17 protein-coding genes are annotated in these 20,717 nt (G+C 56.6%); 8 read left to right on the forward strand and 9 right to left on the reverse strand.

Annotated elements, in window-relative coordinates; genetic code table 11:
* Positions 1-231: 231 nt before the first annotated feature.
* Complete coding sequence (locus IGS16_RS15605) at positions 232-1,014, reverse strand: M15 family metallopeptidase (protein ID WP_297086962.1); 783 nt, start codon at positions 1,012-1,014, stop codon at positions 232-234.
* Complete coding sequence (locus IGS16_RS15610; RefSeq protein ID WP_297086964.1) at positions 1,011-2,054, reverse strand: diguanylate cyclase; 1,044 nt, start codon at positions 2,052-2,054, stop codon at positions 1,011-1,013. Before IGS16_RS15610 ends, IGS16_RS15605 begins: the two co-directional genes overlap by 4 nt.
* 1,691 nt (positions 2,055-3,745) lie before the next feature.
* Here IGS16_RS15610 and alaS point away from each other — a divergent pair.
* Positions 3,746-6,424: an alanine--tRNA ligase gene (gene alaS / locus IGS16_RS15615; RefSeq protein WP_297086966.1), complete on the forward strand. Its 2,679-nt coding sequence runs from the start codon at positions 3,746-3,748 to the stop codon at positions 6,422-6,424.
* 259 nt (positions 6,425-6,683) lie between these two features.
* Here the strand turns inward: alaS and IGS16_RS15620 are convergent, their stop codons facing one another.
* Both IGS16_RS15620 and IGS16_RS15625 read right to left on the reverse strand, forming a co-directional pair.
* The gene (locus tag IGS16_RS15620; RefSeq protein ID WP_297086968.1) at positions 6,684-7,829 is read right to left on the reverse strand and encodes a transporter substrate-binding domain-containing protein; all 1,146 of its coding nucleotides are present in this window, start codon (positions 7,827-7,829) and stop codon (positions 6,684-6,686) included.
* Between the two features lie 8 nt (positions 7,830-7,837).
* Complete coding sequence (locus tag IGS16_RS15625) at positions 7,838-8,059, reverse strand: hypothetical protein (protein ID WP_297086969.1); 222 nt, start codon at positions 8,057-8,059, stop codon at positions 7,838-7,840.
* Positions 8,060-8,068: 9 nt separating this feature from the next.
* Here IGS16_RS15625 and IGS16_RS15630 point away from each other — a divergent pair, with 9 nt between their 5' ends.
* Together IGS16_RS15630 and nblS are read left to right on the forward strand one after the other, a co-directional pair.
* Positions 8,069-9,217, forward strand: a complete 1,149-nt coding sequence (locus IGS16_RS15630; RefSeq protein WP_297086971.1) for a glycosyltransferase — start codon at positions 8,069-8,071, stop codon at positions 9,215-9,217.
* Between the two features lie 155 nt (positions 9,218-9,372).
* Positions 9,373-11,379 carry a two-component system sensor histidine kinase NblS gene (gene nblS / locus IGS16_RS15635; RefSeq protein WP_297087089.1) on the forward strand — a complete coding sequence of 669 codons (2,007 nt, stop codon included), beginning with the start codon at positions 9,373-9,375 and terminating at the stop codon, positions 11,377-11,379.
* 138 nt (positions 11,380-11,517) lie between these two features.
* Here the strand turns inward: nblS and mutY are convergent, their stop codons facing one another.
* The 5 genes from mutY to IGS16_RS15660 all read right to left on the reverse strand — a co-directional run bounded on the left by mutY (position 11,518) and on the right by IGS16_RS15660 (position 14,547).
* On the reverse strand, positions 11,518-12,639 hold the full coding sequence (gene mutY / locus IGS16_RS15640) for an A/G-specific adenine glycosylase (protein ID WP_367185804.1): 1,122 nt from the start codon (positions 12,637-12,639) through the stop codon (positions 11,518-11,520).
* Positions 12,640-12,704: 65 nt separating this feature from the next.
* Positions 12,705-13,037: a DUF760 domain-containing protein gene (locus tag IGS16_RS15645; protein ID WP_068515063.1), complete on the reverse strand. Its 333-nt coding sequence runs from the start codon at positions 13,035-13,037 to the stop codon at positions 12,705-12,707.
* 128 nt (positions 13,038-13,165) lie between these two features.
* Positions 13,166-13,555, reverse strand: coding sequence for a RidA family protein (locus tag IGS16_RS15650; RefSeq protein WP_068515068.1), 390 nt, complete (start codon positions 13,553-13,555; stop codon positions 13,166-13,168).
* A gap of 35 nt (positions 13,556-13,590) precedes the next feature.
* A complete protein-coding gene (locus tag IGS16_RS15655; protein ID WP_172358006.1) occupies positions 13,591-14,022 on the reverse strand; it encodes an NUDIX hydrolase in 432 nt (143 codons plus the stop codon).
* Between the two features lie 153 nt (positions 14,023-14,175).
* Complete coding sequence (locus tag IGS16_RS15660) at positions 14,176-14,547, reverse strand: response regulator (protein ID WP_172358005.1); 372 nt, start codon at positions 14,545-14,547, stop codon at positions 14,176-14,178.
* Positions 14,548-15,071: 524 nt separating this feature from the next.
* Between IGS16_RS15660 and psbV the strand changes: the two genes are divergently transcribed.
* The 5 genes from psbV (at position 15,072) to IGS16_RS15685 (ending at position 20,659) form a co-directional block, all read left to right on the forward strand.
* A complete protein-coding gene (psbV, locus tag IGS16_RS15665) occupies positions 15,072-15,563 on the forward strand; it encodes a photosystem II cytochrome c-550 (RefSeq protein WP_068515074.1) in 492 nt (163 codons plus the stop codon).
* 382 nt (positions 15,564-15,945) lie between these two features.
* On the forward strand, positions 15,946-17,394 hold the full coding sequence (locus IGS16_RS15670) for a WD40 repeat domain-containing protein (RefSeq protein WP_297086976.1): 1,449 nt from the start codon (positions 15,946-15,948) through the stop codon (positions 17,392-17,394).
* Positions 17,395-17,473: 79 nt separating this feature from the next.
* Positions 17,474-18,061, forward strand: a complete 588-nt coding sequence (locus tag IGS16_RS15675; RefSeq protein ID WP_297086978.1) for a DUF924 family protein — start codon at positions 17,474-17,476, stop codon at positions 18,059-18,061.
* Between the two features lie 151 nt (positions 18,062-18,212).
* A complete protein-coding gene (locus tag IGS16_RS15680; protein ID WP_297086980.1) occupies positions 18,213-18,920 on the forward strand; it encodes a peptidoglycan recognition family protein in 708 nt (235 codons plus the stop codon).
* 296 nt (positions 18,921-19,216) lie between these two features.
* Positions 19,217-20,659, forward strand: a complete 1,443-nt coding sequence (locus IGS16_RS15685; RefSeq protein WP_297086982.1) for a sodium/glutamate symporter — start codon at positions 19,217-19,219, stop codon at positions 20,657-20,659.
* Positions 20,660-20,717 lie beyond the last annotated feature (58 nt).

Consider the following 20,717-nt stretch of genomic DNA (forward strand, 5'->3'; position numbering starts at 1 on the left):
GACCCATCCGTACAGCCAGCGCCAACCCGGTATACACGGAGACTCTTTACACTTAAATTACGAACTGTCAAGCGAATAAAAGCTTGACCTGAATTCGCCTGATTTCGTCTATTTCAATACCGTTGAAGAGCGATCGCCCATTCCAAAGAAGATATCAAATTTAGATATCGAATAATTCTGGGTGGAAATGAATATACTTGCACTACCCCTTCTGTACCTTCGGGTATCAATTCAAACCGCACCATATCGTGCAACCACGCGCTGGTTTGCGTTTTCCACCGTGTCGTCTAAATTTGCACAAGCCGAATTTGACCGGGCCAGCGCCGAGCAATCTGAACTTTTGAGCCAGGCCCAAAGCTGATCGCCGATCGAAAAATGCCACCATTCATTGGGATGGCGACAGAACCCCGCTGACTGCATGGCAGTGGCTAGATGCTGGCGGTTTTGGTGGGCGATCGCCCGCGCTGGGTCATAGCGGTCGGAAGTGGGGTCGGCGTAAGGCGCAAAGTAATCGGGGTAGGAGCGGGGGCTGAGTTCGTCGATTGGAGAACCCATCTCGGCGGGTTGACCGCTGGCATCGAGCAGGGTGACATCGACGGCTGCGCCCGTGCTGTGGGGCGGTGGCATGGCAGGATTATGGCTGGGCACTGCCCAAAACCGGTAGACCTGCTGCCAGAAGTCATGCTGCTGGGCCGCGCTGAGCGTGGCAGGGTCTAGTCCGTGCGATCGCACCAGGTCTTGAAAGGTATAGTCCACCATGAACTGCTGCACGGTGATGGGGCGATAGGCATCGAAAATCTGGATGCGCCAGCCGGGGCAGCGTTCCTGCAAGTTTGCCTGGGCCAGCCGCAGCCGCTCCAGCACACCTTGCCGCACAAAAAACGGAGAGCGATCGCCATAGGGCGCACCCAGCACCGCGTAGGGATGGGGGTCTACCCGTGCAAATTCGTCTGCGGGGAGTTCTACCAGCGGCTCGCCGCAGTCCTCAATCGCCACCTGCTGATAGGGCTTCATGACTCGTGTGCAGGAGAAGGATCAGGATTGCCCAGCCCGCTTTCGCCCGGTGCATCGCTCTCCTGTCCCCCGACGACCCGATTGCGACCCAGCGCCTTTGCCCGCAGGAGGTTTTGATCGGCCCGGCGCAGCAGGCTGATGCCCCGCGCATCGTCCTGCACCAACAGCGATGCAGTGCCTGCACTGATGGTGATGTTGAGGTCGAGGGAGTCGTCGATGACAAACGGCTGGTCGCTGATCAGCCGACAGATGCGATTGGCGATCGCCTCTGCTTCCTGATTGCCCGTATCGCTGAGAATAATCACAAACTCTTCGCCGCCATAGCGAAATGGCGTGTCATAAAAGCGCAGGTTGTGCCGCAGCCGCGACGCAATTAGCTGTAGAGCGCGATCGCCCACCAGATGTCCGTAGGTGTCGTTGATGCTCTTAAAGAAGTCCACATCCAGCATCAGTAGACTAATGGGCATTCCCCGCAGCCGTGCATTATGAATCTGCCGGGGCAGTTCCCACTCAAAGGCGCGGCGGTTGTTTAGCTCGGTGAGCGGGTCTGACAGGGCGATCGCCGATAAAATATCATTGGTGCGAATTAACTCTCGATGGTTTTGCACACGCCGCAGCCCCGCCTGCACATAGGCACTGATGAGTGACTGATCGCTTTTTTCAGACGACTTATTCTGCAACTCGGCTCGCCACAGCTTCACATAGGCATCCGCCCCCATGATCAGGGCCGAAGTTTCTAGATGCGCCTCGTCTTGAGGGCGATCGCCCAGTTCACCCACAAGAGGCGGCTGCCGATCATCCACCACCACGCAATAGATCCACGCCAGATGGCTCTGTGCCTTGACCCGCTGACACAGATCCAGGCTACCCGGCTGAGTCGCCTGGATAATCAACAAGTCGGGCTGCTGCGCCTGAATCAGCGGCGTTGCTTCGTGCGGATTGGGCGCAACCTCCAGAGTAAACGCCGCCAGATCAGGGGTTAGAGCCGAAAGGGATGCCAGAAATTCGCGATCCCCCACAATGAGAATCGAAGCGTCCATGGAATGCGGAGCCTACCTGGAAAACTTAAAAGACTAACAGCCAAATTGATGAATCGCCTGTTTGCCTAAGCTAACAAATGCCTAAACAGCTTGAAGAGAACCCTCTCCAGCCGCTAAATCATCTTCAATAGAAAATCAGGCGTATCGTCAGACTCGGCTTTGCAAAAGAAATCTTGCAAAAGCAATTTAGTTAAATCCCCACGCTGCGTAGGGCATTAAAAATAGAATCAACACAAGATCGGCCCAATATAAGCATTCTCTAACCTAATGACACTACGGATAAGAATGGATACATCGGCCGAACTCGTCATTTCGGAATTTGCAGAGTAATTTTCATGCTTTTCTTAGTTTTTCCAATTCATGACTGTATTTTGAAGTGTAAAAATATACTCAATCTGATACATTCATGAAGCCTCAAGCTGCACACCTCCATAAATCCGGGCGTTTAATACAATCCTGTAACAGAACTGAACAGCAAGTACAGCGACTCCTGAAGTGCTTTTATACAGATTCATCCTTGATAAAGGAGACTCCAAAACAGGTACCGCGCAGATAAATGCAGCGTTACAGATAATACAGATAATGCACAACCCAGGATAGTGAGAGGAGTGAGATTGAGAGGAGTAAAAGCACAAACGGGTGGAGTAGTCCTTCTCAGAAACCACACACGTCAGTCGAAGCAGCCAAGTCCAGAATCCAACTGCAATGGTCTACACAGCAACATACGGGCAAACTGCGGGTTTCAAAATGTAAAGAAACCAGCATTGGAAAAACTGGCAGGACTGAATCTGCAATTGGCGTGGTCAGCAAGACTCTAAACCTCTGTAGTCTGCAACGCTTGCATCAGCAGCCAGCGATCGATATCCACTGGACCTGCATTAGCGCCAAATTTGGTTCAATAAAGCCCTGCTTTGGAAGATTTCGGTCAGTTATCTCAATCGCCACACCTGAAACTACCACAAACCTGCCACATGAGAACACAGAGAAATCTCAGGACGCTTATCATCAAAACGTCACTCTTGATTAGGGTGTGCTTTGAAGCCCCTTGCTCCCCCATAGCCCCCGTTAAAAGGGGAAACCGAGCCGAACCACTCTGGAAGTCCCCCTTGTTAAGGGGAATTTAGGGGAATCGACTCAAGGCAATCAAAGACCTAAAAAGCCTCAAAACACTGCCTAATGTGGAATTGCTGACTGATTTTGTGAAGCTGGCTCTGTGAAGTAGTGCGGGATGGCACGCCGCCATACATCATTGACACCTCTAAGACCCCCAAAACACCACTAATGGCTGATACTCTTATCTGAATGATGTGCTGTTAATAATGTGCTGTTGCTGATACGGTGCTGATGGGTCTTATCAGGATACCCAAAGTCCGGCAAAATTCTCTCAGCATTTCCTGATTTTTGGGTTGCTGAATCTGCCAGCCAGATAGCAAGATCGTAGTAACCAGGATTTTTGATAGGATTTGCGTCGTTCCAATTGTGTGGCTTGCAATTGTTCGGCTCGCAGTTGTTCGGCTTGCAGTTGTTCGGCTTGCAAGCGTCTGCCTGAGCGATTTAGCAAGCCGTATTGGGTTCATCAAGACTCGTGCGATCGCCCCTATCCTGAGCCACACCCCCTTAGCCCAGCCCTGCCTGCAACTGCTTGCAGCCCTGATCTCCAATCCCTCTCTCGGCCTGTTTCGAGTTGATCTATGCCTAAATCGCCGCCCAAATCGCCGTCCCCTTCTGCCGCTTCGACCCAGCCGCCCAACCTCAGCGGGGCGCAGATTCGTCAGACCTTTCTCGACTTCTACGCCGAGCGGGGGCATCAGGTTCTCCCCAGCGCGTCGCTGGTGCCCGAAGATCCGACGGTGCTGCTGACGATCGCCGGAATGCTGCCGTTCAAGCCAATTTTCCTGGGGCAGCGGGCCGCCGAGTTTCCCCGTGCCACTTCCTCGCAGAAGTGCATTCGCACCAACGACATCGAGAACGTCGGCCGCACGGCTCGTCACCATACCTTCTTTGAAATGCTGGGCAACTTTAGCTTTGGCGACTATTTCAAAGAAAAGGCGATCGCCTGGGCGTGGGAACTCTCGACCGAAGTCTTCAAGCTGCCCCCAGAACGATTGGTGGTCAGTGTGTTTCGAGAAGACGACGAAGCGTTCGCCATCTGGCGCGACCAGATCGGCATTCCCGAAGCTCGCATTAAACGGATGGATGAGAAGGACAACTTCTGGCAGTCTGGCCCGACGGGCCCCTGCGGCCCCTGCTCCGAGATTTACTACGACTTTCACCCAGAGCGGGGCGATGATCATATCGATCTAGAAGACGACACCCGCTTCATCGAGTTCTATAACCTGGTGTTTATGCAATATAACCAGGACGCGGAGGGTAACCTGACTCCCCTGTCGGCGCAGAACATCGACACGGGCATGGGGTTGGAGCGAATGGCGCAGATTCTCCAGCGCGTGCCGAACAACTACGAAACTGACCTGATTTTCCCGATTATCCAGACCGCAGCGCAGATTGCAGGGCTGGACTATGCTGCGTGTGACGAAAAGACCAAAACCTCGTTGAAGGTGATCGGCGACCATGTGCGGGCGGTAACGCATTTGATTGCCGATGGGGTGAATGCCTCTAACTTGGGGCGCGGCTATGTGCTGCGTCGCCTAATTCGCCGTGTGGTGCGTCACGGTCGGCTGATTGGCATTGAGCAGCCGTTTATTACGCAAGTTGCCGAGTCGGCGATCGCCCTTGCTGAAGCTGCCTACCCCAACCTGCGCCAGCGCGAAAAAGCCATCAAGGCCGAACTGGCGCTAGAAGAATCCCGTTTTCTGGAAACCCTGGAGCGCGGCGAAAAGCTGCTGGCAGACATCATTGCCAAGTTGCCTGCAAAGGGGCAGATTTCAGGACAGGATGCCTTCACGCTCTACGACACCTACGGCTTTCCGCTAGAGCTAACCCAGGAAATCGCCGAAGAAGCAGGACTGACGGTGGACACCGACGGCTTTGAAGTAGAGATGGAGAAACAGCGCGATCGCGCTCGGGCCGCCCACGAAACCATCGACCTCACCGTGCAGGGCAGCCTCGACACGCTGGCGGAGCATCTGCATGAAACCAGTTTCCTGGGCTATACCCAGCCGCAAGCGGAGGCAGAGGTGAAGCTGGTGCTAGTGCAGGGCAAGCCTGTGGACACGGCCGCTGCGGGAACCGACGTGCAGGTGATTCTCGACCAAACGCCGTTTTATGCCGAATCGGGCGGGCAGGTGGGCGATCGCGGCATTTTGCTGGGTGAAGCAGGACTGCGGGTGCGCGTTCAAGACGTGCAAAAGGATGGAGCGATTTTCGTTCACTTTGGCACAGTGGAAGCGGGCACGCTGAAAACGGGCGATCGCCTCACTGCCCAGATCGACCTCGCTTGCCGCCGCCGCGCCCAAGCCAACCACACGGCGACGCACCTGCTTCAGGCTGCGCTGAAGAAACTCATTGATGAAAACATTGGTCAGCAGGGATCAATGGTCGCCTTTGACCGATTGCGGTTTGACTATAACCTGGCGCGGCCGCTGACGGCGGAGGAAATTCAGCAGATCGAAGACCAGGTGAATACCTGGATTGCCGAAGCCCACGCAGCAGACGTGTCCATTATGCCGCTAGCCACTGCCAAAGCCAAGGGCGCAACCGCCATGTTTGGTGAAAAATACGCCGACGAGGTGCGTGTTATCGACTTTCCCGGCGTGTCGATGGAGCTGTGCGGCGGCACCCACGTCAGCAATACAGCCGAAATTGGTCTGTTCAAGATCATCTCAGAAACGGGCGTGTCTGCTGGGGTACGCCGCATCGAGGCCGTTGCGGGGCCTGCGGTGCTGGAATACCTGAACCTGCGCGACAGGGTGGTGCGCGACTTGGGCGATCGCTTCAAAGCCAAGCCCGAAGAGATTCCCGACCGCATCACCGCGCTTCAGGACGAGCTAAAGGTGACTCAGAAAGAACTCGCCGCGTTGAAGGCAGAACTGGCGATCGCCCAGTCTGACCAACTGCTCGACCAAGCAGAGACGCTGGGCGATTTCAAAATCCTGGTGGCAGAAATGCCCGGTGCCGACGCAGATGCGCTAAAAACCGCCGCTGAGCGCCTGCTACAAAAGCTAGGCGAAGGTGCAGTTTTCCTAGGTTCTGCCCCCGCCGCCGATAAAGTCGCCCTCGTCGCCGCCTTTAGCCCAACGGTCAACCAAAAAGGACTGCAAGCCGGAAAGCTGATCGGGGCGATCGCCAAACTCTGCGGCGGCGGCGGCGGCGGCCGACCCAACTTTGCCCAGGCCGGCGGCCGCGACCCCAGCAAGCTAGCAGAGGCACTGAAAGAAGCGCGATCGCAGATTCATGCCGCTCTAGGTTAGCCGCTCTAGGCTAAACGTCCAAACGAGATGTGCAACGTTGCCAACCTCCCTCACCATTTCTGGTCACCCGAAGGCGTTAAGCCCGCTCTGGAAGAAGCAGCTGGGGGATGAGGGGGGTTCGGAATGCAGATCAAATATTGCCAGGTTAATAGGATCAGGGCTTACGCACTTGCGATAAGCGCTTTGGGTTTTGGACAATTTCTCACAGGTTGCGCCCGCGAGAAATTGTCCAACTGCATAAGTTCTAAGGATGCCCTAATCACTGCTGCTGCGGCTCTCCAAACCATTTGCGGCACAAAAACTCGAAGTATTCCTTTTCTTGCAGGGTTAGCAGGGCGCGATTGATCTCTTCGCGGAGGTCGTCGCCCTCCCGCAGGGCAATGCCGTAGTGTTCCCGGCTGAGGCGATCGCCCGCCATCACCAGGTCAGGCTCTTGAACCGTCAGGTATTCTGCCACAGGACGGTCTATCACAATTGCCACCACTTCGCCCGACCGCAATGCCCTCAGCGAGGCTTCTAAATCCTCCATTGGCACTCGCTTCACGGGCTTGGTTCGCAAAAAATAATCGGCAGTCGTGCCCTGGCTTGCACCGATGGGCTGTCCGGCAAGGTCGCTCAGGCTTTGCACCGGAGCGGCCTGCTGGCGGGCAGTCGTCATCGCCGAGATAAAATCCGCCAGGATGAAAAAGCTAACCCCCATCCAGAGACCCGCCACAATGCGCCCCGGTAAGCCCACAGGCGTGACATCGCCATAGCCGAAAGTGCCCAGCGTCACCACGGCAAACCAGATGCCTTGACCGATGCCCGCTAGGGGCCCATGCTGAAAGTGGGAATTGTGTCGCCGTTCAAATAGCCAAATCAAAAATCCGACAACGATCGAGCTAAGCAAAACACGTCCGACCGCTTGCAAGGCTCTGCCGCCGCCCAGATAATCGAGCAGCCGAGCAACCTGGGATTTTTGCGATCGCATCACCAGTAATTGCAGCCCGGCCTCATAGGTGGGGTGAGAAAAGTCGAGTCCTGTGGCTTCCCGGCTGGCGGTGATGGAAATGCCCGCGATCGCCACATCGACTTCGCCCCGGCGCAAGGCATCCAGCAGTTCCGGCGTAGTGTCATAGACCACATACCGGGTTTGGGCGTTGATCTGGGGGGCGATCGCCGTCCACAGGTCAATGCTATAGCCCGTCGGGTTGCCCTGCTCTGCGGCAAACACAAACGGCTCAATCGGCTTTACGCCCACGCGGAGCGATCGCTCTGCCAGCATGGGCGAAGGCACAGGAGACGGTTGAGCCGTCTGGGCCCAACTGTCTCCTGTGCCAACCCCCTCCACCGCCAGCACACAGCCGACCGCCCACACTGCTGCCTTCCATCTGGCATCCCATGCCACCTTCCGTCTCTGTCCCACGCAGCTTCTCACGCCTCCCATGCCGACACTGCACTAGCCGTTGCATCCGTTTCCAATACGCCAGTTTCCAATACGATGATTGAGAATGCCAAGCATCCCGGCGACACAGGCTGCCAAAATTTTGCCAAAACCTGCCAAAATCCAAAATCTAAAATCCAAAATCTAAAATCCAAAATCAAACCTGATCCGCTGTTTCCAGACAATTTCTCTGACAGGTCTTCCAGATTCATCCCCGGCTGATGAAAATTCTGTTTCTTGACCAAAGTGGCAAACCAGGCGGCGCGGAGCTTTGCCTGCTCGACATCGCTGCGCCCTATCGGGAAACCTGCCGAGTGGCCCTGTTTGCCGACGGTTCGTTCAAAACTCTGCTGGAGCAGCGCCAGATCCCGGTGCAAGTGCTGATGCAGGACGGGCTGCGAGTCCGCAAAGAAAGCGGGCTGCGGCAAGGCTTGATGAGCCTAAAGCAGCTTGCACCGCTGATCGGTCGTGTGGCGAAGCTGGCACGAGATTATGACCTGATTTACGCCAATACGCAAAAAGCCCTGGTGGTGGGGGCGATCGCCAGCTTTCTGACCCGCCGCCCGCTGGTCTATCATCTGCATGACATCCTCTCGCTCGACCACTTCAGCCCCACCAACCGCCGCATCGCCGTAACGCTGGCCAATCGGGCCGCGCTGGTGATTGCCAATTCCCAAGCCAGTCGGCAGGCGCTCATCGACGCAGGCGGAAAGGGCGATCGCACGGTCGTAATCTACAACGGCTTCCAGCCCGACCTCTATCGCCAACCTGCTCAAGACCGCGAGACGCTGCGACGAGCCTGGGGGCTAGAGAATTCCTTTGTGGTCGGGCATTTTAGTCGATTGTCGCCGTGGAAAGGGCAGCATGTGCTGCTCGAGGCGCTGGCAGCGTGCCCGCCGTCGGTCGCCGCTGTGCTAGTAGGTGAGTCCCTGTTTGGCGAAGAAGAGTATGCGAAACAATTGTGGCGGCAGGTCGAGGCGCTGGGGTTGGGCGATCGCGTCCGGTTCTTGGGTTTCCAGTCCGACGTGGTCTCGCTAATGCACGCCTGCGACCTGATCGCCCACACCTCTACCGCCCCGGAACCCTTTGGGCGCGTGGTGGTGGAAGGAATGCTCTGTGGTCGCCCGGTCGTTGCCGCCGACGCAGGCGGCGTGAGGGAATTGATTGATCCAGAAAAAACGGGCTGGCTGACGTCGCCGGGTGATGCCGTTGCGCTAGCCGCTGCGATACAGCAGTGTTTCCAGCAGCCAGAAACAGGAGGGCGGAGGGCGATCGCCGCCCAATCTTTCGCCAGCCACCGCTTTCACATTGACCACGTAAATGCCGAGATCCACGCCCAGTTGCAGCGCCTACTGGCAGGAATAGCGTGACGGAGCATAGCAGTAGAACCCCAACGCCGCATGTCACGGTGAAGACGGTTGTATGATAAAAAGAACACATTTTTGGCAAATGACCAGGGCGCATCATGGCTCCTGGTACTGTTAGAATCCTTGCTTATCTTGCATTCTGGGTAGATAGTGCGGCTTTGCTAAATCTGCTAAAGCAACTCCAAGACATCATTCGCCGCTGGTGGTCGGAATTTACGCTCCAGACCAAGCTGATGGCGATCGGCACGCTGATGGTGTCGCTGCTGATGAGCGGGCTGACCTTTTGGGCCGTGAACTCAATTCAGCAGGATGCGCGGCTCAACGACACACGCTTTGGCAGCGACCTGGGCTTGTTGCTGTCGGCCAACGTTGCGCCGCTGGTGGGCGAAAACAACCTGACGGAACTGGCTCGTTTCTCCCAGCGCTTCTACAGCAGCACCTCCAGCGTCCGCTACATGCTCTACGCCGATGCCGATGGCGAAATTTTCTTCGGCATTCCCTATTCCCAGTCCGAGGTGCAAAACTCGCTCACCATCCGTCGCCGGATGCAGCTTCCCGAAAACTTTAACCCGGCGCTGGAATATCCGATGGTGCGCCAGCACCTCACGCCCGATGGAGAAGTGACGGATGTCTTCGTGCCGCTGAACTACAACGGCAAGTACCTGGGCGTTTTAGCCATTGGCACAAATCCAAACCCCACTGTGGTCACGTCCTCTCACCTGACGCGAGACGTGACAATCGCCGTTTTCGTGTCCATCTGGGTGATGGTGATCTTGGGGGCGGTGTTTAACGCGCTGCAAATCACCAAGCCGATCAAGGAACTGCTGGTGGGCGTGAAAAATATTGCCGCCGGGAATTTTAAGCAGCGCATCGACCTGCCCTTTGGCGGAGAACTGGGCGAACTGATTCTGAACTTCAACGAAATGGCGGAGCGGCTGGAGCGCTACGAAGAGCAAAACATCGAAGAACTGACCGCTGAAAAGGCCAAGCTGGAAACGCTGGTGTCTACGATTGCCGATGGGGCGGTGCTGCTCGATTCCGATATGGACGTGATCCTGGTGAACCCCACGGCACGCCGCCTGTTTGGCTGGGACAACACGCCGGATTTACTGGGGCAGCCCGTGCTAAATCTTTTGCCAGAGCCAGTCAAAGCAGCCCTCAGCCAGCCGCTGCAAGAGATTACGCAGGAAGGGCTATCGTCGGACATGCTGCGCGATCGCGCTGAGTCAGAGTTCACCATCGCCGTGCCAGAACCCGTCAACCGGACGCTGCGGGTGCTGCTGAATACGGTGCTGGATCAGTCCCGCGAAAATGTGAAAGGCATCGCCATCACGGTGCAGGACATCACCCGCGAGGTGGAGCTAAACGAAGCCAAAAGCCAGTTCATCAGCAACGTATCGCACGAATTGCGAACCCCGCTGTTTAACATCAAGTCGTTCATCGAAACGCTGCATGAGTATGGCGAAGACCTAAGCAACGACGAGAAGCGGGAATTCCTGGAAACGGCAAACCGGGAAACCGATCGCCTGACGCGCCTGGTCAACGACGTGCTGGATCTATCGCGTCTGGAGTCTAGCAAGCGCTATCACTTCGAGGCGATCGACCTGACGCAGCCCATCGAGCAGACCCTCCGCACCCACCAGCTCAACGCCCGCGACAAGGCAATCGAACTGGTGCAGGATGTGGAGCCACACCTGCCGACGGTGCTAGGCAACTATGACCTGTTGCTGCAAGTGCTGAATAACCTGCTGGGCAACGCGCTGAAATTTACCCAGGCAGGGGGGCGCATCGCAATTCGCGCCTACGCGATGGGCTGCGAACCGGAGCATCCCCACTTGGCGACCTGCGTGCGTGTGGAGGTGTCGGATACGGGCATTGGCATCGACGCTGAAGATCAGTCCTGCATCTTCGATCGCTTCTTCCGGGTGGAGAACCGGGTTCACACGCTGGAGGGTACAGGTCTGGGGCTGTCCATCGTGCGGAATATCATCGAAAAGCACCATAGCCGCGTGCATCTGGTGAGCGAAGTCGGCGTGGGGACAACCTTCTGGTTCGATCTGCCCGTGTTCCAGAAGGACACGCCGCTGCTGGATGGGGCGCTGAACAACGGCAAGACCACCGATTCCCCTGCCCCCCCGTCGCTAGAACCGCAGGTCGCGAAGTAATTCAGCCTCAGAGAAATTCAGGTTCAGAGAAATTCAGCCTTAGAGAAGAGAAACCATCAAAATTCGGCACGCTCCGACTGCGCGTGCCGCTGAAGCTTTTGCTAAAAATTCAGATTCCTATTCAGATTCCTCAGACTCCTAAGCGCTTGCTGCTCGGATTGCCTCGATAATTTGCAGGTTCGCCTTGGGAAAGGGAAACTGGTCTAGCTCTGCTGCTGTCACCCAGCGCACCTCATCGCATTCGATGGGCTGGGGGTCGCCGCTGACGTGGCGGCAGTGATAGACATTCAGCGTGACGCGGAAATGGGTGTAGGCGTGGTCGATAACCATCAGGCGATCGCCCACTTCGATTTCAATGCCCAATTCTTCCCGAATTTCGCGGCGGATACAGTCTTGCACCGTTTCGCCCGGCTCGATCTTGCCGCCTGGAAATTCCCATAGCCCGCCCAGCAGTCCTTCGGGCTTGCGCCGATCGATCAAGATATCTCCCTGCTCGTTCCAGATGACAGCCACGCCGATTTGCTTGTGGGGCAGCGGGGCGCGGGCTTCAGCAATCGGTAATTCGTTCTGCATGTTTCGCTGATGGGCAAGACAGTGGGATCGCCAGGGACAGAGCAGGCAAGCGGGATTGCGCGGCGTGCAGCAGGTCGCACCCAGATCCATCAGCGCCTGGTTAAAATCTCGCGGACGCTGCGGATCGAGGATGGCTCCCGACGCTTGCCAGAGTGCAGCCAGAGCACGACTGGGCGGCACTGCCAGCGCCAGCAGCCGCGCCAGCACTCGCTTCACATTACCATCCAAAATGGGTACGGGTTGGTTAAATGCGGCACTGAGGATGCCCCCAGCGGTGGTGCGCCCGATACCGGGTAGCGTAAGCACCGTAACCAGGTCAGCGGGAAACTGGCCGCCATGTTGCTCGACGATCACCTGGGCAGCACGATGCAGATTGCGGGCACGAGCATAGTACCCCAGCCCTTCCCAGGCTTTGAGGACTTGGGTTTGGTCAGCGGCGGCCAGTGCGGTCACGGTAGGAAACTGCGTCAGCCAGCGCTCGTAGTAGGGAATCACTGTTTTCACCTGGGTTTGCTGGAGCATGATTTCCGAAATCCAGATCGCATAGGGGTCGCGGCTGCGTCGCCAGGGCAAGTCTCGGCCGTGGTTGGTGTACCAGATCAAGAGCGATCGCCGCAGTTCTGCAAGATCCCAACCGGCCGCATTCTTATCAGCCGCCTCCGCAAAGTAAAAGCTCGACCGACCCATCGGATCGACCGAGCTAAAACCCAGAAAACAGGAGTGAAAATCCGAACCTTGACTCACAGACGCACCTAACCAACTTCGGGCACATCCTGGAGCGATCGCTCAAACGCCATGCGCTGCTCAGCGTTGCGGAGAAAGTAGCCGCTCATCATTGCTGAGGCCAGCAAGCGACCCAAGTTCTCGCGGCTGGTCGTAATCGACACATCAAAATGCTCAGAGGGCAAGCCACCTAGCAGTCCAATGATATTGCGCTCCATGACCTGAAACACTTCCTGAGACCCAGGCTTGGAGAGTTGAGCGACCGTCTCAGGACTCATGGATTGAACATACTGCCAGAGCAGATTTCCCGATTCTGCACCATCGCCAAACAGCTCTGAGATTTTGTTAGACGCATTGTTCACAGCAGTAACCTCGCTCAGACAGTGGTTATTGATTAATACTGTAACAATCCTGCTGGGGTTGGGGGAGGTGGGTGAACCGAACCGCCAAGTGTCAATTGCGCGAATTTACCCCGACTTTTTAGCTTTGTTCAGGGATTCACAACCGCAATACACTCGATTTCTACGCGCACATCCTTGGGCAGCCGCGCTACCTCCACGCAGGCCCGCGCCGGAGCCGTCGCCTCGTCAAAGACGCGAGTATACACGCTATTCATAGCCCCAAAGTCATTCATATCAGCTAGGAAAACCGTCGTCTTGACCACATCGGCAAACGTCGCGCCCGCTGCCTTCAAAATCGCCTCCAGATTTGCCAGCACTTGCTCCGTCTGGGTAGAAACCTCTTCGCCCACGATCGCCCCCGTTTCGGGATGCAGGGGAATCTGCCCTGCGACAAACACCAGTCGCCCCTGAGCGGCGATCGCCTGACTATAGGGCCCCACCGGAGCCGGAGCCGCCTCTGTCCGAATCACTTCCCGCATACCATATCCTCCTCACCTTAGATTTATCTCAAGCGCTATCCCAACTTTGGCCGCAGCCCATGCTCCCGAAAATAGCGATAATCTCGCAAGATCCGGTCATGGTCAAAGCACAAATTGCTGGGTAAGTCCCAAATCTCAAACACGCCCAGATTTTTGGCATCGTCGCCTGCAAAGGGGTCGCCCTTGGCCGTTGCCAGAAACACGACGCTGAGAGTGTGGAGCCGGGGGTCGCGCTGTGGGTCAGAATACACTTGAAACTGCTCCGTCAGCTTGACTTGCAGCCCGGTTTCCTCAGCGGCCTCGCGCTCCGCAGCATCCTCTACCGACTCGCCATAGTCCACAAAGCCCCCCGGCAGGGCCCAGCCAAAGGGCGGGTTTAGCCGTTCGATTAGCACGATGGGTCGGTAGGGCCGATCCATGAGTTCAATGATGATATCTACGGTGGGAACGGGATTCCTGTAGCTCACAGGTCTATGTCTTTGAGGAATGTATAGACAGCACCAGACTTGCTAAGCAGCATAGACCCTTTTGGCGCGTCCGAATACCCCGACAGGATTTAACGTGGGCAAGATTTATGGCTTGGGGTCACAGGGGATGTCTTCGCTGGGCAATGGCTACATCTAGCGGTGACTCTGAAGCAGTTGCTTGACGGTTTTAAGCAACTCTGGCGGGTGAAAAGGCTTGGTGATATAAGCATCTGCGCCCTGCTTCATGCCCCAATAGCGGTCAAATTCTTCGCTTTTTGTCGAGCAAATGAGGACGGGAATTTTTTGAGCAGCGGGGTCGTTTTTGATCCAGCGACAAAGTTCGTAGCCGTTCATCTCTGGCATGATCAGGTCGGTGATGACCAAATCCGGTGCGTTGGATTGGATCATTGCCTTGGCTTCAATGCCGTTGGTTGCCTCCATGACTTGGAGTCCGTTGCCCTGAAGCAGTTCCAAAAGCATTTGCCGCAAAGTTTGGCTGTCGTCCACAATCAACACGGTTCTCATGGTTTGTCTTGACTCCGGCTTGCTGGATGGGGGCTGGACAAATCGCAAATCCCTTCAGGAGTATTCCCATTCTCGCCTAGAGAAGGCAGGACTGATGCACTGCTAGGGCGATCGCCCTAGAATATTGCTCCACATTGCTCCACACAATCCTTCCAGAATCTCGCCACAATCTCCAGAGTCCCTTCATAAAGAGTCTCAATCGATGGCATGATAAAGAATTAGGATTGCCTGACATACCTTAACAATTCCTCTCATTTAAGGCTGCGGCTGGAAAACCCTGTGGTGGGGCGAGAAGAGTTGGGTCAGGTTGCCGGATGCTGTGTTGAGCTGCCGATATCTGAATTCAATTTAATTTGCAGGTATCTGAGCCATTTTTGGCAGTTTCACCAGGTTGCAGTTCTGTCCTGTCTAGGGTTCATGCTTAGCCATCGCGGACTGAGCCATCACACTGGGTCAGGATGGAGTTGGGTCTGTAGCTGCCTCAATTTATATTGATGTTCTTGGATGGAAGGAGAACGATTTCTGTGCTTAAGAGATACGTCTGGCTAGTTGTGGGGATAGCCCTTTTTATCTTCCAGGTTGTCGGTGGGGCTGCGATCGCCGCTGAACTCGACGCTGCGACGCGCACGGTGCCTCTCAATGCGGCAGGAGACACAATCACACTCACGCAAAAGCAGGTTGCAGACGGCAAGCGCCTGTTTAACTATGCCTGTGGTCAGTGTCACGTCGGCGGCATCACCAAAACCGACCCTAACGTAGGGCTAGATCCCGAAACCCTGGCGCTGGCCACGCCCCCGCGCACCAACATCGAAGCTTTGGTGGATTATATGAACAATCCCACCACCTATGACGGACAGACCGAAATTTCGGAGCTGCACCCCAGCACCAAGAGCACCGACATCTTCCCCAAGATGCGGAACCTGACCCAAGATGACCTGAAGGTGATTGCAGGACACATCCTAATTCAGCCTAAGGTGGTGGGAGCCAAGTGGGGCGGCGGTAAGATTTACTATTAATCTCTACGCGGCTGATGTCTACTCGGTTGAGGTTCACAGGTTAGGGCAGCAGTTGTCTGTGCGGCATTTATCTGTGCCCAGTTTGTTTGCACCCAGTGCGAACGTCCGTAAGACATATATTCTTTTTGAGCAGCGGGTTTTGACAGCGCTTAGAGCGGTCAAGGCCCGTTTCGCTATAAAAACTACCCTGCCCCTTCTTTTGCCTTTTGTCTTCTGCTTCTTTACCCCATCAATCGGATGTGCAGGGGTGAAGCGCGATGACAAAAGATGTAGTCGAGCGATCGTTATTTTCGGACGGAGCAGCCAGTATAGTCAGGCTTGTCCTGGTTAGGCGTGTCATGGTTTTACAGATGGCCTCGGCGGCGCGATCGCCCTTCGCTAGATGAGTGGTTTGGGTTCCAACCGACGACGCTGGCGGGCGGTGCAGGTTTCGGTCGTCCTGGGCACTTGGCTATTGGGCGGCTGGTTGTTCTATGGCAATGCCTTTTCACTAGTCGAGGGTTGGGGTTCTCTGCGGATGCTAGAGCCACCATTGCCAGCCGCCCCAATGCTGATGATTCCGGAGAGCAATCGGGAGATCGCCAGGAATCAGGGGTTGATGGAGGCGGCCGATACTTTCTGGAACGAGGCGGGCGATCGCTGGCAGCAGTTGTTTCAAGTCTGGTTGCCCCCCAACCTCTCGCCAGTAGGCGACTCGATCAAGCCGGGCAAACAGTCAGGTAAACCGCTAGGTAAACCACCAGGTAAACCGCCAGGTAAATCGCCAGATCAACCGGGCAATCACCTGACGCTAGCAGATTTGGCGCGTCCTGTTGCTGCGCCTGCTACACCATTGCCCAGTTTGAACCTGCCTGCGCCGTGGTCAGCGACTCCGACCGAAGAGGGACTAGGGCGATCGCCCGACTTCCGTTCAGAATCCCCTCAAACGCCAGAGCCGCCGCCAGAACATCAAATCAGGGTGCTGAGGGGACATCAACGCGCCGTGTGGAGCGCGGTGTTCAGCCCAGATGGAGAGCAAATCGCCACGGCCGGAGCCGACGGCACGGCTCGCCTGTGGGACGATGCAGGTCACGAGCTAGCCCAACTCGTGGGCCATGAACGCGCCGTGTGGAGCGTTGCCTTTAGCCCAGATGGACAGCGCCTTGCCACCGCCAGCGCCGACGGCACAGCCCGCCTGTGGGCCCTGGATGGCGACGAACTGACGGTATTTTCAGCGGGCGATCGCGCGGTGTGGGACGTCGCCTTTAGCCCAGATGGACAGCACCTTGCCACCGCCAGCACCGACGGTACAGCCCGCCTGTGGGACTTGGAGGGGCGAGAGTTGGTCGTGTTTCGGGGACACAATCGCGCCGTATGGAGCGTCGCCTTTAGCCCCGACGGCCAGCGCCTCGCCACCACTGGAGCAGACGGTACAGCCCGCCTGTGGACTTTAACGGGTCGCCAGTTGGTGGTGTTTCGCGGGCACGATCGCGCCGTGTGGAGCGTTGCCTTCAGCCCCGACGGCCAGCGCCTCGCCACCGCCGGAGCCGACGGCACAGCCCGATTGTGGAACCTGAACGGGCGATCGCTCGCCATCTTTGGGGACAATCGACGCGCCGTGTGGGACGTTGCCTTTAGCCCAGATCAAGCGCATCTCGCCACCGCCAGCACCGATGGCACAGTTCGCTTCTGGAACCTGAATGGTGGACTTGTGGAAACCTTTGAGGGACATCGCCGTGCAGTCTGGAGCGTCAGCTTTCGTCCCGATGGCAAATGGCTAGCCTCCGCCGGGGCAGACGGCACCGCTCGGATTTGGGAACTGCCCGCGTCACTCAGCGCAGCTCCTACCTGATGTAGACGTTCCTTCGGTGGCGATCGCCCTACCGTGTTCCAAAACGCTTGAAACCCGTTCCCCTTGACCCAAGACAGATATGCCTCCTTCACCCAGCAGCCTTCTAGACTTTTGGTTTGGTGCGCCCGACGAAACAGACCGCAGCTATGAGCAGCGTCGCAAGCTGTGGTTTACCAAAAACCCCAAAACAGACGAACGGATGCGCGATCGCTTCCTGGCGCTCTATGAGCAGGCCGCCAGGGGCGACCTGGACGAGTGGCAGGGGGAACCGCGTTCCTGTCTGGCGCTGGTGCTACTGCTAGATCAGATTCCGCGCAATATCTTTCGCAACACGCCCAAAGCCTTTGCCACGGACGCAAAGGCACTGGCGGTGAGCCAAGGGGCGATCGCCCGTGGGCTGGATCAGGCGCTGAATCCACTGGAGCGGCTGTTTCTCTACCTACCGCTGGAACATAGCGAAAACCTGGCGCACCAGCAGCAGTGTGTAGACTTGATGCAAAAGCTAGCGGCGATCGCCCCCGAACTCCACGACCCCTATGACTATGCTTTGCGTCACCGCGACATCATCCAGCGCTTCGGCCGCTTTCCCCATCGCAATCACATTCTGGGGCGACGCTCCACGCCAGAAGAAGTCGAATTTCTCAAGCAGCCCGGTTCGTCATTCTAGCTGGACTATTGTCACTCTGGGCAGACTATGTTAGTTCTCGATTTTGGATTTGAAGGAAGAACGAAGAGCGAAGAACGAAGAACGAAGAAGGAAGAACGAAAAATCCAAAATCCAAAATCTAAAATCGGTGCAACGCTAGGAGACGACCCGCATGGCAACCTGGATCAAAGAAACCGACTCTGCCATTTACCTGATGGAAGGTGGCTACTATCTGGAGCGAATTTTCAAAAAGCCCCGCGCTAATGGCGAAAAGGAACTCAACATTCGCCCGATGCACGAGTGGTTTAAGCGCGACGATGCGCCGGGGGGCATGGTGGTGGCGGTCGGCGTGCCAGGGCCAGAACCCCAGCCCAAGCCGGGAACTGGCCACGAAGGCGGCGGCTCTGGCGGAATGCCCAAACCCCAGGTGACGTTTATTCCGGCGCACCCGTCTAACTATCGCGCTCGCCGCGAAGGGTTCAAGATTAACAGCATTGTGTTTCACAACACGGTGGCTCCGGTGCAGAGCGCCATCAACACGTTCCAAAGCTCGACCTCGCAGGTGTCGGCGCACTACATCATCGATCGCTCCGGCGAAATTATTCAGATGGTGCAGGACGACTACTGCGCTTTTCATGCAGGCAATAAGGATGTGAATGATCGCTCGATCGGCATTGAACACGAAGCCACGCCTGCACAAAAGGGCTTTACGCCTGCCCAGGAAAAGGCCAGCATTACGCTGATTCGGTATTTACTGGATGCCTATGGGATTCCTAAGGCAAATATCGTGACCCATCGCAGCGTGCGGCCGACCCAGTGCCCCAGCCTAATCTTTGGGACAGACCCGGAGTTTCAGCAGTGGGTGATGCGGAATTTCTAGGAACTGGCGCTGCTTCAGGCTCCTGTATTTTTAAGGCTGGCGAGAAGCCCCGCAGCGGTTTGCCCGATAATCCAAACTCCAAACTCCAAAATCCGCATCATTCCGGTTTCTCGTCCTCCTGGTTCCCCGTCCTCTGTAACACTTCCTATCAAACCTGTGCCCTGAGTTACGGCTTGCTGCCTTAATAAAAGGCTATATAGCAATCAAGTTGTCATTCGCCCGTCTCCAAAAACTTGCAGCGCTGCAAATGGGTTGACGGGCGGGTTGGTCATCTGCCGTAAGGGCTGGGAGAAATTGTGTTTAATTTACGAACGGTCTTATTTGCCTTTGTGTTGCTGGCGATATTGCTGCTGGCGGGGCGCTATTTGAAGCATAAAATTCGCTTTTTTCAACGGCTCTATTTGCCTGCGTCGATTATTGCGGGGGTGCTGGCGCTGCTGCTGGGGCCGCAAGTATTGGGGGCGATCGCCACGGCCCTTGGCGGCGAAGAGTCGCTGCTGGCGGGCGGTCTGTTTTCCGAAAATGTCCGCACCGTCTGGTCGCAGGCTCCCGGCGTGTTTATCAACATCGTCTTTGCTGCGCTATTTCTCGGCGAGACGATTCCGCCGCCCCGCGACATCTGGCGCAAAGCTGCACCGCAGGTGGTATTTGGGCAGACCCTCGCCTGGGGGCAATATGTCGTCGGCATTTTGGCAACACTGCTGATTTTAGGGCCGGTGTTTGGGGCAAACCCGATCGCCTCCTGCTTGATCGAAATCGCCTTTGAGGGCGGCCACGGCACGGCGGGTGGTATGGCAGAAACGCTCAACAATCTGGGGTATGCCGATGGCGCAGACCTGGCGATTGGTCTGGCAACGGTGGGCATTGTGTCGGGCATTGTGCTGGGCACGGCGCTGGCCGACTGGGGGCGGCGCAAGGGCTATGTTGCTTCGATTAACCGCAACGCTATCGAGCCAGAGGAAATTCCCGACCTGAACGTGGTGGCCGAAACGCCAGAACTGCGACAGCAGCGGGCGCGGCTGTTGCGAAATCTGCTGGTCGATCCGCTGTCGATTAACTTTGGCATTGTTGGCATGGCGATCGCCATTGGCTGGCTCTTGCTAGAGGCGCTGAAGTGGATTGAGTCCGTCACCTGGGGACAGACGGGCTTTGTGGTGATGCCGTTTGTGCCGCTGTTTCCGCTGGCGCTGGTAGGCGGCATTATTACTCAGTCCATTTTGAATCGGCTGGGACTGGGGGCGCTGGTTATTCGCCCGATGATTCAGAATATTGCAGGCGTGGCGCTGGATGTGGTTGTGATTGCGGCGATCGCCTCCATCTCGCTGCGAGTAATCGGCGGCAACCTGGGCGTATTTCTGACGCTCAGCATCCTGGGCATTTTGTGGAACGTACTCATCTTCCTGTGGCTGGCTCCGCGCCTGTTTTCGCAACATTGGTTTGAAAAGGGCATCGGCGACATGGGCCAGTCGATGGGCGTGACCGCAACGGGCATTTTGCTTCTGCGAATGGTGGACCCCGACAACAGCACCGGCGCATTTGAAAGCTTCGCCTACAAGCAGTTGTTCTTTGAACCTATTGTGGGCGGCGGCCTATTTACCGCTGCGGCTCCGGCCCTGGTGAATAGCTGGGGACTGGTTCCTGTGTTGCTGCTAACGGCTGGATTGCTGATTTTCTGGCTGGTGGTGGGCTATCTGCTGATGCGACAGGAGCGGCGGCATTCCTCCGCAACGCCTGTGTAACTGGGGCAGCAAGGGCAGCAGGGTTGGGGGCCGCAACAGCCATGCAGAGGGATGCCTC

The organism is Thermoleptolyngbya sp. C42_A2020_037, from assembly GCF_015272455.1.
Taxonomy (GTDB): domain Bacteria; phylum Cyanobacteriota; class Cyanobacteriia; order Elainellales; family Elainellaceae; genus Thermoleptolyngbya.

Excerpts from the sequence above, each read along its gene's own strand:
- IGS16_RS15650 (WP_068515068.1), bottom strand. The coding sequence starts at position 13,555 with ATGCGGGAAGTGATTCGGACAGAGGCGGCTCCGGCTCCGGTGGGGCCC.
- mutY (WP_367185804.1), bottom strand. The coding sequence starts at position 12,639 with ATGGGTCGGTCGAGCTTTTACTTTGCGGAGGCGGCTGATAAGAATGCG.
- IGS16_RS15610 (WP_297086964.1), bottom strand. The coding sequence starts at position 2,054 with ATGGACGCTTCGATTCTCATTGTGGGGGATCGCGAATTTCTGGCATCC.
- IGS16_RS15630 (WP_297086971.1), top strand. The coding sequence starts at position 8,069 with ATGAAAATTCTGTTTCTTGACCAAAGTGGCAAACCAGGCGGCGCGGAG.
- IGS16_RS15680 (WP_297086980.1), top strand. The coding sequence starts at position 18,213 with ATGGCAACCTGGATCAAAGAAACCGACTCTGCCATTTACCTGATGGAA.
- IGS16_RS15625 (WP_297086969.1), bottom strand. The coding sequence starts at position 8,059 with ATGAATCTGGAAGACCTGTCAGAGAAATTGTCTGGAAACAGCGGATCA.
- alaS (WP_297086966.1), top strand. The coding sequence starts at position 3,746 with ATGCCTAAATCGCCGCCCAAATCGCCGTCCCCTTCTGCCGCTTCGACC.
- IGS16_RS15675 (WP_297086978.1), top strand. The coding sequence starts at position 17,474 with ATGCCTCCTTCACCCAGCAGCCTTCTAGACTTTTGGTTTGGTGCGCCC.
- IGS16_RS15605 (WP_297086962.1), bottom strand. The coding sequence starts at position 1,014 with ATGAAGCCCTATCAGCAGGTGGCGATTGAGGACTGCGGCGAGCCGCTG.
- IGS16_RS15660 (WP_172358005.1), bottom strand. The coding sequence starts at position 14,547 with ATGAGAACCGTGTTGATTGTGGACGACAGCCAAACTTTGCGGCAAATG.
- IGS16_RS15670 (WP_297086976.1), top strand. The coding sequence starts at position 15,946 with ATGAGTGGTTTGGGTTCCAACCGACGACGCTGGCGGGCGGTGCAGGTT.